Source organism: Pseudomonas sp. C2B4, from assembly GCF_013359695.1.
In the GTDB taxonomy this organism is placed as follows: domain Bacteria; phylum Pseudomonadota; class Gammaproteobacteria; order Pseudomonadales; family Pseudomonadaceae; genus Aquipseudomonas.
Genome location: NZ_JABFMU010000093.1, coordinates 1 through 14974 on the forward strand (window position 1 = coordinate 1; position 14974 = coordinate 14974).

A 14974-nucleotide genomic window follows, 5' to 3' on the forward strand; every position below is an offset into this window, starting at 1 on the left:
AAGCGACGGTCGAGCGGCCGGATATTCCGAACATCTTGAATCGAGAGTTTGAAGTGTCGGCACCCAATCAGGTCTGGTGTGGCGATATCACCTACATCTGGGCTCAAGGGAAATGGCATTACCTGGCTGTCGTTCTGGATCTCTATGCGCGCCGGGTTGTGGGCTGGGCGCTGTCGAACAAGCCAGATGCTGAATTGGTGATCAAGGCGTTGGACATGGCTTACGAGCAGCGTGGCAGGCCTCAAGGGCTGCTGTTCCACTCGGATCAGGGCTCGCAATATGGCAGCCGCCAGTTTCGCCAACGGCTCTGGCGTTATCGCATGCGCCAGAGCATGAGCCGTCGTGGAAACTGCTGGGATAATGCGCCGATGGAGCGCGTATTTCGCAGTTTGAAAACTGAATGGATACCGAGCGTGGGCTACATGACGGCTCAAGAAGCGCACCGAGACATCAGTCATTACCTGATGCATCGCTACAACTGGATTCGACCGCACCAGTTCAACAATGGGATGGCCCCAGCTCAGGCCGAGAAAAAACTTAACGTCGTGTCCGGGATTAGTTGACCACTACACCTCTTCAATCGTCTGACACGAGATCTTTATACCTTTTGGGTCTCGGAATGGGGCGAGTGCCGCGTAGAGCAGCTTTGACGAACTCGGCTGCCAGTTCAAGACTATCTTTGTCCGCAGCATTTACAGCGTCTACCAACCTGTCTCTAGCCCGCCGCTTGGCGCTCATGATTTCTTCGACGCTGTATTTATCTGAAAGCTTACGTTCATTGTTCATGAGATAACTTGCTCGTTCAACAAGCATTTCAACAAATGTCGGAGTAAGGCTCTGCTGAGGTTTTAGTCATGAACACATTTCCCTGAGGCGGCTTTTCAGCTCGTTTTGGGTGAAAGAGGAGCCAAGGCCTAATTCTGGGTTGCACGCTACCAAGTGTCTTGATGAACTCTCCGCCCATCCTTGCCCATCATCATCAAGTGCAATCCACTTCTGCAGTTGTGCGCGGGCAGCGTACCGGCAAATTTGGTTATACCTTGTGCTTCCATCCCATTGTGTTTCATCAACCCAGGTCTTGGCCATTGAGCTGTGCCAAGTAGCACCGATGACCCGATCCTGCAGCTCTCGAGGTAGATAGCGAACAGCTCGTTTATGACCTAGGTGCCTAACCCAACTGGTGCTCAATACAATCGAGACCATTGGGAAGTCATCGAGTAGTTGTACAAGAATCGGCGCCCACATGAAAAGCGTACCTTCAGCCTTCAGTGTCGGCCCCTGACGCCCCAAATAAACGGCGTCCGGATGCAGCACACCGTCAAAATCGAGGAACAGAATATGCGTATTCTTCTGCACCGGGATTGCTCCAATTAACTGTGATTACTTGTGGAGTACTGATGACATTCAGTCCTTACCGCAGATTTTGGCTGATCTCATACCCACAAAAAGTGACATGTTCTAACTGAGAATAGTAAGAATTTTTTGGACCAGTTATAGGTGCTAGGTAAGATGTAAGAACCGGAGCATGACGCGAAAAATTAGGGATTGGATATGGACAGATGGCTTTACTTTGTCCATATCAAAGTGATGTCCATACGGACACTCACTGAAACCCCAGAAAACTAAGAAAATCGGGCTGTGGAGGCAATGTCCATACCTCCCTGCCAATCGACTAGGATGACCACGATATTACCGATGACTGGAATCTTTCCGCGCAATGGGAGGAAACGGCCTACGGCCATCCGTTCTCCAAACGCATCATCGGCAACGCGCTGTTGGCTTACCTGCTGTGTCAGGGTTGGGGCAACAACCCGGATGCCTTCAAGGGTGTGTTGGAAAAGGCCCGCTCGTTGAGCGCCACCGGGCACGACCAATACCTCGACAGCGAGGTCCAGGACGCGCTGATCGATGAGCTGCTGGGGTTTCAGCACTGGCATTACGTGCTGCCGACTACCCCGGCCATGGTCGTCCTCGACACCCGCACCCGTCGCTGGCGCAGCGAAATGAACCTCAAGCAACCCTCCGGCCTGCTGGACTGGGAAGCCCTCAGCGAACTGCAACAGGAATTGCTCGACCACCCATCGGCGATCATCGTTTCCCCGGCGCCGGTGTTCGGCGTGAAACTGATCGAAACCGTGCAGCGGGTGTTCAGTTGGTGCGGTTATCCGCTGTTGGTGGATGCGGAAAACTGGATGGCCCATCGCGGCGCGGCGCAGGTGATCCTGAACATTTTCCGACACTCGCGCACACCGGGTAACTACGTGGTGCTGTCCGGCGATGTGCATTATTCCTTCGTTTACGAAGTGCTGATCCGACACCGCAAGGCCGGGCCGCGCATCTGGCAGATCACCAGCAGCGGCATCAAGAACGAATTTCCGCCGAGCCTGCTGGAGTGGTTCGACCGCCTCAACCGTTGGCTCTATTCACCGCGTTCGCCACTCAACTGGCTGACCAAACGCCGACGCATGCGCATCGTGCCGCACATCCCCGAGCATGCTGAAGCGGGGGAACGACTGTGGAACTCGGCGGGGATCGGGCAGGTGTTCTTTAATGAAAAAGGGCAACCGCAGGATATCTTTCAGCACAATTCCAATGGGGCGCCGAAGACGCGGATGGTGGCGCCGGAACATTCGGATTGAAGGCCTGACCGAACAATATTGGTCATCCGCAATACCTGTGGGAGCGAGCCTGCTCACGAATGCTTTCTGTCAGTCCCTGCAATGGTGACTGTCATGCCGTATTCGCGAGCAGGCTCGCTCCCACATTTTTGATCGGTGTCGCTCAATGGACCTCACCCGAACCCTGATCATCGGCAATTCCGGTTCCGGCAAGAGTTGGCTGGCCCAACGCTTGTCCCAACACCTGCAAATCCCCTGGACCGATCTCGATCGCATCCACTGGCTCTCCGACGAACACAGCATCGCCCGCCCCCGCGCCGAGGCGTTGGGCATGGCGCGGATAGCCGCCAGTGAAGAGCGCTGGGTCATCGAAGGTGTGTACGACTGGATCGCCAGCGAGCTGCTGCATCGGGCGACGGCGTTGATCTGGTTGAGTGTTGATGATGAGGAGTGCGTTGCCAACATCCGCCAGCGCGAAGCGCAACGGGCCGAGGATGATGAGTTGTTGATCGCCTTGCTGGTTTGGGCCGGCAGTTATCGGGCACGTGAGGGGACCAGTGGGTTTGCTGCACATCAGCGGTTGTTCGACGCGTTTGGCGGCTCGAAACTTCAACTGATGTGCCGCACTGACGCCACCGCATTCATCACACACCTGTAGGAGCGAGCTTGCTCGCGATGGACGCATAGGCGACACGGGCTGTCTGGTGCCCCGCGTTATCGTTAACGTCCATCGCGAGCAAGCTCGCTCCTACAGGGGATGTGTTTCAAGTCACGCTGATCGCCCTGCTCACCCCTCTCACAATCATCTCCACCTCCCGTTCATCAATCGTCAGCGGCGGCAGCAAGCGGATGGTCTGGCCCCGTGTCACGTTGATCAGCAAACCGTGATCCCGGGCGGCGATCAGGGTCAGGTCGCGGATCGGTTGTTTGAGCTCGATGCCAATCATCAGGCCCTGGCCGCGAATCGCCAGGACGTTCGGGTGGTCGGCCAGTTCCATGCGCAATCTGCCGAGCAGCCGCTCCCCCTGCAGCCGGGCGTTTTCCCTCAGGCCTTGTTCCTCGATGATCTCCAGTACGGTGCAAGCGACGCGACACGCCAGTGGATTGCCGCCGAAGGTGCTGCCATGGCTGCCGGGGGTGAAGTGTTCGGCGGCTTTGCCACGGGCCAGGCAGGCGCCGATCGGGATGCCGTTGCCCAGGCCTTTGGCCAGGGTCATGACGTCGGGGACGACACCTTCGTGCTGGCAGGCGAACCACTGGCCGGTGCGACCGATGCCGGTCTGGATTTCATCAAGCATCAGCAGCCATCCGCGCCGGGTGCACAGTTCGCGCACGGCCTTGAGATAGCCCGGTGGCGCCAGCTGCACACCGCTTTCGCCCTGGATCGGCTCCATCAGAATCGCCACGATGCGTGAGCCGTGGGCTTGCTGGACCTTGTCCAGCGCCTTGAGGTCACCGAACGGCACCTTGATGAAATCCCCCGGCAGTTTGTTGAACCCCAGGCGCACGGCCGGGCCATCGCTGGCGGACAAGGTGCCGAGGGTCCGACCGTGAAAGCCGTTCTCCATGACCACCACCAACGGTTGTTCGACGCCTCTTTGCCAACCGTGCAGCCGTGCGATCTTCAGCGCCGTTTCGTTGGCCTCGGCACCGGAATTATTGAAAAACACCCGATCCATGCCGGCCAACCCCGTGAGCTTGTGCGCCAGCCGCAGTTGCCAGTCGATGCTGTACAGGTTCGAGGTGTGCAGCAGCAAACCGGCCTGCTCGCTGATGGCAGCGACGATTTTCGGATGGGAGTGGCCCACGTTGGTCACCGCTACCCCGGCCACCGCATCCAGGTACTCACGCCCGGCGTGATCCCACAGGCGCGTGCCCAGGCCTTTGGCGAAACTCAAGGCCAGCGGTTGGTAAGTGCTCATCAGGCAGGCGGCGGTCATGGCATCAGGCTCCCTCAATTGTCGGTGTTTTTGCAGTATGGTTAGCCACCTGAGCTGGATAAACTGCGCAAAACTTCGATCATTTAAAAGCTGGGCTTGATAATGGATTTGTTCCAGGCAATGACCGTTTACGTAAGAGTCGTGGAAGCCGGCAGCATGACCGCCGCCGCGCAGCAGTGCGAAATGTCCACGACCATGGTCGGTAATCACCTCAAGGCATTGGAGCAGCGACTGGGTGTGCGCCTGCTCAACCGCACGACGCGACGCCAGCGCCTGACGGAATTCGGCAGCGCCTATTACCAGCGTTGCCTTGAAGTGCTGGGACTGGTGGCGGACTCGGAACGCCTGGCCGAACAGACCCTTGACGAACCCAGCGGCACCCTGCGCATCACCGCGCCATTGACCTTCGGCACCGAACGCCTGGCGCCGGCCTTGAGTGAGTTCAGCCTGCACAATCCGCGAGTGAAACTGGACGTGGTGCTGACCAATCGACGCCCGGATCTGCTGGATCATGGTTTCGACGTGGCCTTCCGCCTAGGCGCACTTGAAGCTTCCAACCTGATCGCCCGCCCGCTGGTCGATTACACCCTGACCATGTGCGCGTCGAAGGAATACCTGGCGCGGCGCGGCACCCCGCAAGAGCCTGAAGACCTGCAACACCACGATTGCCTGGCATTTGCCTATCCGGCCGGCGATGACTGGCAATCAGTGGCGCGACAATGGCGCCTCAACGGGCCTGAAAGCGAGATTGTGGTGGCGGTCAGCGGTCCGATGGTGATCAACAGCTCGGCGGGCCTGCATCAAGCGGCGCGTACCGGGATGGGCATCGTGATGGTGCCTGATGCGCTGGTGGAACAGGACCTCAAGGACGGCACCTTGGTGCCCCTGCTGCAGCGCTATCAATTGCCGAGCCGACCGATGCATCTGGTTTACGCCCAGGACCGCTACCGCCTGCCGAAACTGCGTCGTTTCGTCGACTTCGCCATGGGGATGTGGGGGAAACACTAGCCGGGCGAATGCGCCATGAACTAATCTCCGTGACGCAAAGGTCATTTTGATATCAGAGCCGCAAGGAGAGCAGCGATGGGCGAGGCATCGAACATCGAACCATTGAAGTTCAATGTGTCAGATTTGAACGAAGGCATGCTGCACACCATCCTGGAGTTGGTCAGCGACGGCATCTGGGATTGGAACGCCAATACTGGCTTCGTATACCGCAACGCCCGCTGGTACGAAATGCTCGGTTATTCGCCGCACTCGCTGGATAACAGCGTGTTGACCTGGGAAAACGTCATCCACCCCGATGACTATCCACGGGTCATGGCCCGGTTTGATGATCACTTGAGCGAACGCAGCCCGGTTTATCAGGCCGAGTATCGTTGCCGGACACAGGACGGCAGCTACATCTGGATCGAAGACCGCGGTCAGGTGCTGGCACGCAACGCCGACGGTACAGTGGCACGCATGGTCGGCGCCCACCGAAGCATCGAGGACAAACGGCGCCTGGTCGAAGCGCTCGAACGACGCAACCAGTCGCTGGAAGCGATGATTGAAGAGCGCACCCGGGAAGTGTCCCGGGTCAATGAGCAGCTGCAACTTCAGCTCGAAGAAAACCGCAAGCTGGCGCAAACCGACACCCTGACGTCCATTGCCAATCGCTATCGCCTGGAACAGCTGCTGCCCCAGGCTTGCGAGCGCGCCCAGCGCTTTCGCGAACCCCTGTCGCTGATTGCCATGGACATCGACGACTTCAAGACCATCAACGATCACTACGGCCATGCACTGGGCGATGCGGCGCTGATGCATGTGGTCGAGAACGTCAAACGCATCGTGCGCGAAGGGGATCTGCTGGCCCGGTGGGGAGGTGACGAATTCATCATGATCCTGCCCAACACCCCGCTCGCCGAGGCCCGAACACTTGCAGAGACGATCCGGCATGGCTTATCGGACTTGCTGCCCGTGGGAGACTTTCGGGTGACCATGAGTTTTGGCGTGGTCCAGCGCTTTGATGAAGAGCAACAGACCGGCCTGATGGCCCGCGCCGATCAGGCCCTGTATCGGTCGAAGATCGCCGGCAAGAATGTGATCTCCGGATGAGCGTCACCCCCTACTCCTGCATTCCGGCCTTCACCAGCACCGGCTTGTCCTGATAGCGATCCGGGTACAGCTGCTTGAGCGCCGCCACCTTCGGCAAATCGTTGATCACGATGTAGGGGTGGTACGGATGCTCGGTCAGAAAGTCCTGGTGCTCCTCCTCTGCCGGGTAGAAACCGTTATAGGTCTCCAGTTTGGTCACAATGGGTTTGTTGAACGAACGGGCAGCGTCGAGCTGGGCAATGTAGGCCTGTGCCACCCGCTGCTGCTCGCTGCTCCGGGTGAAAAGGGCCGAGCGATACTGGGTGCCGGTGTCCGGTCCCTGACGGTTGAGTTCGGTCGGGTTATGGGCCACCGAAAAGTAGATTTGCAACAAGGTGCCGTAGCTGACCTGGCTCGGATCGAACGTGACTTCCACGGACTCCGCATGACCGGTATCGCCACTGCTCACACGCTCGTATTGAGCGGTGTTGGCGGCACCACCTGCGTAACCGGAAACGGCATTTTTCACGCCTTTGACATGTTGAAACACGCCTTGGACGCCCCAGAAACAGCCACCGGCGAAGACCGCGGTTTCGCTGCGGGCCTGGGAAATTTCGTCGAGGGTTGGCGGCGGAATGATGACCGCTTCTTCAGCGCCGCCGAGAGAGAACGCCGAGCACTGACCGATGACGCCGGCAGCGATCAGTCCCAACAATGCACGGCGCCAGGTGAACAGGGTTTTCATGGAACGGACTCCTCAATGATTCAAGGGCTGATCAGCCGAAGGTAAAGGCGTAGGCCGATGCGCCCGGATCAAGAAATTCGATGCTGAAGGTCCGGTCTTGCACACCGTCATTCTGGCGCACCAGTTGATACAGGCGCTGGTCGGTCACCGTGCCGCTGCCATCGGGTGCCACATCCATGCCATGGTCACCGCCAGGCGCCTTGCCATCGATCAGCACCTTGAAGCGCACCGGTTTGCCATCGGCGCCGGGACCAAGCACCAGGTGCAAATCCCGCGCATGGAAGCGGTAGACGATGCGACTGGCGGGTGCATTGGCGGTGGCCCGCTCGGGGCCGACGGTCCACTGCCCCTCCAGGCCCCAGTCGTTGAGCGCCAGTTGAGCCGGTACGCGATAGGCCGACAACTTGTCCGGCACCAGGCCGGTTTCCGGCACGAAATGCTCGGCGCGCTGATAGCCGACATAGGTTTCCGGCGATTGCACTTCGTGGTTGTCCGGCGCCATTTGCACGCCCTCGGCCTTGGCATTGATCAGGCCGTCCGACACCTTGCTCGCACCCGCTTCGCGCAACAGTTGCTGGATAACCCGCTCCGACTCGGCGTACTCGCCTTCGCCAAAGTGGTGGTAACGAATGCGCCCCTGCGCGTCGGCAAAATAGTGCGCCGGCCAGTATTCGTTGTTGAACGCGCGCCAGATCTTGAACTCATTATCGATGGCCACCGGGTAATCGATGCCCAGGTCTTTCATGGCTTTGCTGACGTTGTCGACGTTGCGCTCAAAGGCAAACTCCGGGGCATGCACGCCGATCACCACCAGGCCCTGATCGCGATACTTCTCGGCCCAGGCTTTGACATAGGGCAGCGAACGCAGGCAGTTGATGCAGGAGTAGGTCCAGAAATCCACCAGCACCACTTTGCCTTTCAACGCCTGAGCATCGAGGGGTGGCGAGTTGAGCCACTGCACGGCGCCCTCCAGTGGCGGCAGGTTGCCTTCGACCGGCAAGGTATCCGGCGTTTTGCCGGCCACTTGCATCGTGCCTTCGGGCGACGGTTTTTGCGCCATCATTGCCCCGCTGTTTCGCGGCGACTTGCCGGCCAGTTGCTCCACCAGCGCCTGCTCGATGCCGCCCGTGGAAGCCGTCGACACCCGCGCCAGAATCCCGGTGTCCAGCCCAAGGGCGATGACCGCCACACCGGCCAGCATCGCAGCGCCAAGGCCGCGACGCAGCCACTCCCCGGCGCCGATCGAGCGCTTCATCGCGGCGAACACCTTGCCGCCCAGCAGCAGTGCCACGGCGAGGGAAGTCGCGGCACCGGCGGCATACGCCAGCAGCAACAGGGTGGTGGCGATGCTTGCGCCCTGCAATGCCGCGCCGGTCAACAGCAGGCCCAGAATCGGCCCGGCGCAGGGTGCCCACAGCAAGCCGGTGGCGATCCCGATCAGCAACGATGTGCCGGGACGTGGACGCGAATCGGCGCCAGCCGCCTCAGACAGGCGACTCCCCGCCGCGACCAATGGCCGGGTCAGGCGCTCGGCCAATTGCGGCAGCAGCAGCGTGAGACCGAACAACGCCACGAACACCAGCGCCAGCCAGCGCCCATATTCATTGAGTTGCACCACCCAGCCACCGCCCACCGCCGCCAGCGTGGCGACGAACGCGAAGGTCAGCGCCATGCCCGTCAACAGCGGCAAACCGCTCTTTACGAACGGTTGCCCGGTGCGGGCGAAGACAAACGGCAAGACCGGCAAAATGCAGGGGCTGACAATCGTCAGTACACCGCCGAGATACGCCAGGACCAAAAGCCACATAACCGTTACCTGTAAAAAAGGAAGGGATCAGGCCGCCTTGGGCTCGAATTTCATCGCCAGGCCGTTCATGCAGTAACGCAGCCCGGTCGGTTTGGGGCCATCGTCGAACACATGCCCCAAATGGCCGCCGCATCGCCGGCAGTGAACCTCTTCGCGGACCATGCCGAACGTGCGGTCCTGACGGGTGGCCACGGCCTTGTCCAATGGCGCCCAGAAACTGGGCCAACCGGTGCGGCTGTCGAACTTGGTCGCCGAGGAAAACAGCGGCAGGTCACAACCGGCACAGACGAACGTGCCGTCGCGATGCTCGTTGTTCAGTGGGCTGCTGTAGGCCCGCTCGGTGCCCTCTTCACGGAGGATTTCATACTGCTCATCGCTGAGGATGGCGTGCCATTCGCTGTCGGTATGCGTCACTTCGAACACCTGCGCCGCCTCGGCCTCGCTGATCAACGCAGAACCAGCGGACAGTTTTGGCAATACCCCGATCGCAAGGGCGGCAACGCCCAGCCCGCCGCTGGCCCAAAGAAATTGTCGTCTTGAAAACATGGTCGTCTCCCAAGGCCTGAAGCCTTTCATGGAACAAAGCCTAAGCTTGGGGTGATCGCCAAATCCTCACGGGAAGTTAAACAATTCGTGATAACTCGACTGTCGAAAACACCGCACAATGCCTGTGGGAGCGAGCCTGCTCGCGAAGGCGGTGTTTCAGACACATCGATGTTGAATGTACTGCCGTCTTCGCGAGCAGGCTCGCTCCCACAGGGTATTAATCGAAGGATGAGTGGATGGAACAGACCAAACGCGTCCTCGTGGTCGAGGATGACCTGCATATCGCCGACCTTATCTGCCTGCATCTGCGCGATGAGCAGTTCGAGGTGGTGCACAGCGCCGATGGCACTGAAGGCATGCGCCTGTTGCAGCAAGGCAACTGGGACGCACTGATCCTCGACCTGATGCTGCCAGGCGTCGATGGCCTGGAAATCTGCCGTCGAGCCCGTGCCATGGCCCGCTACACGCCGATCATCATCACCAGCGCCCGCTCCAGCGAAGTGCACCGGATTCTCGGCCTCGAACTGGGTGCCGACGACTACCTGGCCAAGCCGTTTTCCATGCTGGAGCTGGTGGCCCGGGTCAAAGCCCTGCTGCGCCGGGTCGATGCCATGGCGCGCAACCTGAAGATGGACGCCGGCAGCCTGAACATCGACGGCCTGGCCATCGACCCGATCACCCGCGAAGTGTCCCTCGACGGCCGGCGCCTGGACCTCACGCCCCGGGAGTTCGACTTGCTGTACTTCTTCGCGCGCCAACCCGGCAAAGTCTTTTCGCGCATGGACCTGCTCAATGCCGTCTGGGGCTACAGTCACGAAGGCTACGAACACACGGTCAATACCCACATCAATCGCCTGCGGGCGAAAATCGAAGCCGATCCGGCCCAGCCGGCGCGCATCCTCACGGTGTGGGGGCGCGGTTATAAATTCGCCACCAGTGAGGAGCCGCAACCATGAGGCTGACCCTCACACAACGCCTGTCACTGGTGTTCGCCATGCTGTTGCTGGTGTGCTGTGGCACCTCGGCCTGGCTGCAGGTGCGTTCCAACCAGATGCATGAACAGGAAGTGGTGCAAGGATTGTCGCGGGATCTGGCGCAACACATCGCCCGCGACACCGTGCTGATGGATGCTCAAGGCCTGATGCCCAATGCCGTGCGGGATTTGTTCAGCAAACTGATGCTGGTCAATCCCAGTGTCGAGGTGTACCTGCTGGACACCGAGGGCAAGATTGTCGGCAGCGCCGCGCCCGAGGGCCGGATACACCGGGAACAGGTCGATCTGGCACCGATCCAGCGCCTGCTCAAGGGCGATGCCCTGCCGATCCTCGGCGACGACCCGCGCAGCGTCGATGCGCGCAAGGTGTTCAGCGCCGCTCCGCTGAAGGTCAATGGCAAGCCGGCCGGTTATCTCTACGTGGTGTTGCTCGGCGAGGATCACGACCGCATCGCCGAGCGCGGCGCCACCAGCGCCGCACTCAACACCGCCCTGCTGTCCATCGGCCTGGTGGCGCTACTGTGCCTGATTGCCGGCCTCACCGCGTTTGCCCTGATCACCCGGCCGTTGCGCCGCCTGACCGACACCGTCAGCCGTTTCGACATTGACGGCGTACCGGTCACGCCGTCGGCAGCCCTGCCTGTGGAAAAGGTCGCCAGCCATGATGAAATCGCCATTCTCGACGCCACCTTCCGGCAGATGCAGGCGCGTCTTGGCGAGCAGTGGCGCTCGTTGACCCGCCAGGACCAGGAGCGCCGCGAGCTGGTGGCGAATATTTCCCACGATCTGCGCACGCCACTGGCGTCCTTGCACGGTTACCTGGAAACCCTGTCGCTCAAGGACGCCACCCTGTCCCCCGCCGACCGTCGCCGCTACCTGGGCATCGCGCTGGATCAAAGCCGCAAGGTGGGTGGGCTGGCGCAGTCGTTACTGGAACTGGTGCGCCTGGAGCACGGCTTCGTGCAGCCGGTGCTGGAGCGGTTTTCCCTGACCGATCTGGCCCAGGATATCTTCCAGAAGTTCGAACTCACCGCCGAGTCGCGGCAGGTGGAACTCAAGGCGACCTTCGCTCCCAACGCTTCAGCCGCCTGTGCCGATCTTGGGCTGATCGAGCGGGTGCTGACGAACCTGTTCGATAATGCCTTGCGCCATACGCCGCCAGGTGGCGAGGTGGAACTCAGCCTTCGGCCCCAAGGATCGTTTATCGAAGTCACTGTCAGTGACACCGGCCCCGGCATCGCCCCCGAACTGCGCGAAGGGTTGTTCCTGCGACCGTTCAACATTGGCGGTGCACGGCGTGATGGCGGGTTGGGGCTAAGAATTGTGCATCGCATCCTGCAATTGCATGGTCGTGAGATTCAGTTGATCGACCTACCCGGGCGTGGTGCGACTTTTCGTTTCTCACTGGCGGTGGATGAAGCGACGGCATCGGCATTGGCCATGCGCTCGATGAACCTCAACACTCCCGGGCAAGCCTGACAAACCGTCTTCGCGAGCAGGCTCGCTCCCACAGTGGTTATGTGTTGGGCGCAAATATTTGTGGCAACCCGGATCAACTGTGGGAGCGAGCCTGCTCGCGAAGAGGCCCGCAGCTTCAACATCCATTTGCCCGCCTGCCTGTTCCTTCGTGACAACACCGCCCCGGTCCAATAGATTAGTCGGCCTGAAAAAGCCCCTGTGCTTTCTCGCCCCTATTCAAGCTTAAAAAAAGTAGTGAAATTTCAATGTCCGATTCCAACACCGCTGAATCCGTAGTCACCTTGTCGTCCAAAGCGGAATACGAAAACTCCATCAATCTTTCACAACACGTGCCCCAGGCCAAAACCATCAGCGAGATGGTGCTGGACGCTTTCCAGTCCAGCCGCGAAAGCGACCAGATCCGCGAGCTGCGCGCCGCGATCCGCCAGGCACACGACAGCTTCGACGATGACAAGGCCTATGAACTGATGGGCCAGCTCAAGCAACTCAAGGATGCCGAGGCCGCCGACATTGCGGCCCTGGAAGACCTGAGCAGCAAGTTCCCGATCAGCCGCATTCTCTCCAGCTTCAAGGACGACCCGGCGTTCCAGGAAATCGTCTACGGTCTGGCCCTGAAGGTGCTGAACCAGACGCACCAGGCGATCAGCAACCCGAGCGGCGGCAAGAGCAAGGCCGCGCGGGCCAAGAAAGAAGCCGAAGTGTTCACCATCAGCAAGGACGGCATCAGCGTCACCCTGCCGTTGCGCACGCCGCGTTCGCGCCTGAACGTTGACCGCGAAGCACTGGAATTCCTGGGTTTCACTTTCGTTGGCGAAGGCGAAGAAGCCGAACTGGAAAACGAGACCTTCCTGGACAACACCGGTGCCGAACAAGCGGTCAACCGCAAGAACATCATCACCGCCCTGCAACAGCAGACCGCGTTCGACGGCTACAGCATCGCTGCGCAGTAATCCGATCCATATGTGGTGAGGACTAACCTGTGGTGAGGGGATTTAGCGAAACGTCGCACCGCCCCGTTCGGCTGCGAAGCAGTCGTAAACCCTGCAAACTCGGTTTTCCTGAAAGAACACTGATAACCTGTTTGGGGCGGCTTCGCCGCCCAACGGGGATAAATCCCCTCGCCACAGATAGATCCTCTCACCACATGTTTTTCGTCCACTTCTAGATTCCCTTAACGAGCCCCGCCCCAGAGCGGGGCTTTTTATTGCCCGCAATTCCCCGCCAACCGCGATTACTCTTCCAGTATCGACGCCAGTAACTCCTTCCCTTAACCCTTCAGCACCACGGGTCCGCCTGCTCTGATGAAGGTCGTGGAGCGTCAACCTCACTTTCCAGCCAGAGACCTCAGTGGTGCGACTGCTGAGGTCATCATGAACACACCCCCTCTGTACCGTCAGTTGGCCAACCATTACCTGGACGCCATCCGCAGTGGCACCCTGAAAACCGGCGAGCGCTTTCCTTCCATTCGACTGATGATGGAAAAACACGCGGTCAGCCTGTCGACGGCTGTGCAGGTCTGCCGGGAGCTGGAAGACTATGGTGTGCTGGAGGCGCGACCACGCTCGGGCAACTACATTCGCCAGCCCGATACGCCGGGCAAGCCTGTCCCGGTCACCTCGCCACCGCCCCTGAATGGCGCGGCCTATGCCGGCATCCATGAACAAGTCTCATCGGTACTCAAGGCCAGCCAGGGAGCGGCGATCAAGGTCAACTTCGCCAGCGCCTACTGTGCGCCGCAGCTCTACCCGCTCAAGACCCTGCAGGACAACATGATCAAGGCGTTGCGCCAGGACCCGCATTTGCTGGATACGACGGGGCCGACCTGCGGAAACCTCGCATTGCGCAACATCCTTGCCCGCCGGGCGCTGATCACCAAAACCCACCTGACCGCCGATCGCATCGTGATCACCAACGGAGCGACCGAAGCGATCAATCTGGCCTTGCGCGCGGTGACCTGCCCAGGGGATACCGTGGCTGTGGAATCGCCGACCTTCTACGGTCTGCTGCAGATTCTCGAAAGCCTGAACCTGCGGGCGCTGGAAGTTCCCGCCTCGATTCATGGCGGGATCAACCTGCCAGCCCTCGAGCAACTGCTGCAAGGCCCCGAGCGGATCAAGGCGCTGATCGTCATTCCCAACCTGCACAACCCGTTGGGCAGCATCATGCCCAACGCCAGCAAGGCGCGGCTGGTGCAACTGTGCGCCGAGCACGACACCGTGCTGATCGAAGACGACACCTATGGCGACCTGGTGGACACCGAGCAACCGTTGTCCACGCTTAAACACTGGGATCGCAGCGACAATCTGATCTATTGCGCCTCGCTGAACAAAACCCTGGCACCGGGCGTGCGCCTGGGCTGGATCAGCGCCGGTAAATGGCACGACCGCGTGGAAATGCTCAAGCACACCCAGTCCCGCGGTTGTGAAGTCTTGTCGCAACTGGCGGTCAGTGCCTTCATGGGAACACCGTCCTACGAACGTTACCTGCGTCGCTTGAGGAAAGTTCTGACGCAACAGCGCCAGCAAATGAGCGCGGCGATCCTGCGCTACTTTCCCGAAGGCACACGCGTCAGCAATCCGCAGGGCGGGACCTTGCTGTGGGTGGAGTTGCCCCGCGGATACTCGTCCATGGCACTTTTCCAAGAAGCGCTGAACGCCGGCATCCTGATTTCCCCTGGGGATATCTTTTCCAATACCAAGCGCTTTGATCACTGTGTGCGGATTGGGTGTGGGGCGCCGTATTCGCCGAGGGTTGATGAGGCCCTGCGGA

Annotated in this window: 14 protein-coding genes and 1 pseudogene; 9 read left to right on the forward strand and 6 right to left on the reverse strand. The window is 60.1% G+C overall.

Annotated features, from left to right (window positions below; translation table 11 throughout):
• The coding region (locus tag HNQ83_RS29815) for an IS3 family transposase (protein WP_175392423.1) at window positions 1-563 on the forward strand (563 nt) is incomplete at its 5' end.
• A gap of 13 nt (window positions 564-576) precedes the next feature.
• On the opposite strand, the gene HNQ83_RS29820 is transcribed toward HNQ83_RS29815, so the two are convergent.
• Together HNQ83_RS29820 and HNQ83_RS29825 are read right to left on the reverse strand one after the other, a co-directional pair.
• Window positions 577-786 (reverse strand): hypothetical protein, encoded by a 210-nt coding sequence (locus HNQ83_RS29820; RefSeq protein WP_175392424.1) that lies wholly within the window; start codon window positions 784-786, stop codon window positions 577-579.
• 66 nt (window positions 787-852) lie between these two features.
• On the reverse strand, window positions 853-1356 hold the full coding sequence (locus HNQ83_RS29825) for an HAD domain-containing protein (RefSeq protein ID WP_175392425.1): 504 nt from the start codon (window positions 1354-1356) through the stop codon (window positions 853-855).
• Window positions 1357-1676: 320 nt separating this feature from the next.
• On the opposite strand from HNQ83_RS29825, the pseudogene HNQ83_RS29830 reads away from it, so the two are divergent.
• Window positions 1677-2639: pseudogene (locus HNQ83_RS29830) on the forward strand (alkaline phosphatase family protein); the annotation flags it as partial.
• Window positions 2640-2784: 145 nt separating this feature from the next.
• On the forward strand, window positions 2785-3276 hold the full coding sequence (locus HNQ83_RS29835; RefSeq protein WP_175392426.1) for an adenylate kinase: 492 nt from the start codon (window positions 2785-2787) through the stop codon (window positions 3274-3276).
• 106 nt (window positions 3277-3382) lie between these two features.
• Here HNQ83_RS29835 and HNQ83_RS29840 read toward each other — a convergent pair whose 3' ends face one another.
• The gene (locus HNQ83_RS29840) at window positions 3383-4558 is read right to left on the reverse strand and encodes an aspartate aminotransferase family protein (protein ID WP_175392427.1); all 1176 of its coding nucleotides are present in this window, start codon (window positions 4556-4558) and stop codon (window positions 3383-3385) included.
• 102 nt (window positions 4559-4660) lie between these two features.
• Here HNQ83_RS29840 and HNQ83_RS29845 point away from each other — a divergent pair, with 102 nt between their 5' ends.
• Window positions 4661-5566 carry a LysR family transcriptional regulator gene (locus HNQ83_RS29845; protein ID WP_175392428.1) on the forward strand — a complete coding sequence of 302 codons (906 nt, stop codon included), beginning with the start codon at window positions 4661-4663 and terminating at the stop codon, window positions 5564-5566.
• A 75-nt stretch (window positions 5567-5641) separates the two neighbouring features.
• The gene (locus HNQ83_RS29850) at window positions 5642-6655 is read left to right on the forward strand and encodes a sensor domain-containing diguanylate cyclase (protein WP_175392429.1); all 1014 of its coding nucleotides are present in this window, start codon (window positions 5642-5644) and stop codon (window positions 6653-6655) included.
• A gap of 10 nt (window positions 6656-6665) precedes the next feature.
• Here HNQ83_RS29850 and msrA read toward each other — a convergent pair whose 3' ends face one another.
• The 3 genes from msrA to msrB are packed head-to-tail and all read right to left on the reverse strand — an operon-like array spanning window position 6666 to window position 9732.
• Entirely contained in the window at window positions 6666-7379 is a 714-nt protein-coding gene (gene msrA, locus HNQ83_RS29855) for a peptide-methionine (S)-S-oxide reductase MsrA (protein ID WP_175392430.1), read from the reverse strand.
• A gap of 31 nt (window positions 7380-7410) precedes the next feature.
• Window positions 7411-9186 (reverse strand): cytochrome c biogenesis protein DipZ, encoded by a 1776-nt coding sequence (locus HNQ83_RS29860; protein WP_175392431.1) that lies wholly within the window; start codon window positions 9184-9186, stop codon window positions 7411-7413.
• Window positions 9187-9213: 27 nt separating this feature from the next.
• The gene (gene msrB, locus HNQ83_RS29865) at window positions 9214-9732 is read right to left on the reverse strand and encodes a peptide-methionine (R)-S-oxide reductase MsrB (protein WP_175392432.1); all 519 of its coding nucleotides are present in this window, start codon (window positions 9730-9732) and stop codon (window positions 9214-9216) included.
• Window positions 9733-9968: 236 nt separating this feature from the next.
• On the opposite strand from msrB, the gene HNQ83_RS29870 reads away from it, so the two are divergent.
• From HNQ83_RS29870 to HNQ83_RS29885, 4 genes are all read left to right on the forward strand, one after another.
• A complete protein-coding gene (locus HNQ83_RS29870) occupies window positions 9969-10688 on the forward strand; it encodes a response regulator transcription factor (protein ID WP_175392433.1) in 720 nt (239 codons plus the stop codon).
• Complete coding sequence (locus HNQ83_RS29875) at window positions 10685-12205, forward strand: HAMP domain-containing sensor histidine kinase (RefSeq protein WP_175392434.1); 1521 nt, start codon at window positions 10685-10687, stop codon at window positions 12203-12205. Before HNQ83_RS29870 ends, HNQ83_RS29875 begins: the two co-directional genes overlap by 4 nt.
• A 245-nt stretch (window positions 12206-12450) precedes the next feature.
• A complete protein-coding gene (locus tag HNQ83_RS29880; protein ID WP_175392435.1) occupies window positions 12451-13155 on the forward strand; it encodes a hypothetical protein in 705 nt (234 codons plus the stop codon).
• Window positions 13156-13575: 420 nt separating this feature from the next.
• On the forward strand, window positions 13576-14974 hold a 1399-nt coding region (locus tag HNQ83_RS29885; protein ID WP_175392436.1), incomplete at its 3' end, for a PLP-dependent aminotransferase family protein.

Bases quoted from the DNA above. Each gene is read 5' to 3' on its own strand.
- HNQ83_RS29820 (WP_175392424.1), bottom strand. From the start codon at position 786: ATGAACAATGAACGTAAGCTTTCAGATAAATACAGCGTCGAAGAAATC.
- HNQ83_RS29835 (WP_175392426.1), top strand. From the start codon at position 2,785: ATGGACCTCACCCGAACCCTGATCATCGGCAATTCCGGTTCCGGCAAG.
- HNQ83_RS29840 (WP_175392427.1), bottom strand. From the start codon at position 4,558: ATGACCGCCGCCTGCCTGATGAGCACTTACCAACCGCTGGCCTTGAGT.
- HNQ83_RS29845 (WP_175392428.1), top strand. From the start codon at position 4,661: ATGGATTTGTTCCAGGCAATGACCGTTTACGTAAGAGTCGTGGAAGCC.
- HNQ83_RS29850 (WP_175392429.1), top strand. From the start codon at position 5,642: ATGGGCGAGGCATCGAACATCGAACCATTGAAGTTCAATGTGTCAGAT.
- msrA (WP_175392430.1), bottom strand. From the start codon at position 7,379: ATGAAAACCCTGTTCACCTGGCGCCGTGCATTGTTGGGACTGATCGCT.
- HNQ83_RS29860 (WP_175392431.1), bottom strand. From the start codon at position 9,186: ATGTGGCTTTTGGTCCTGGCGTATCTCGGCGGTGTACTGACGATTGTC.
- msrB (WP_175392432.1), bottom strand. From the start codon at position 9,732: ATGTTTTCAAGACGACAATTTCTTTGGGCCAGCGGCGGGCTGGGCGTT.
- HNQ83_RS29870 (WP_175392433.1), top strand. From the start codon at position 9,969: ATGGAACAGACCAAACGCGTCCTCGTGGTCGAGGATGACCTGCATATC.
- HNQ83_RS29875 (WP_175392434.1), top strand. From the start codon at position 10,685: ATGAGGCTGACCCTCACACAACGCCTGTCACTGGTGTTCGCCATGCTG.
- HNQ83_RS29880 (WP_175392435.1), top strand. From the start codon at position 12,451: ATGTCCGATTCCAACACCGCTGAATCCGTAGTCACCTTGTCGTCCAAA.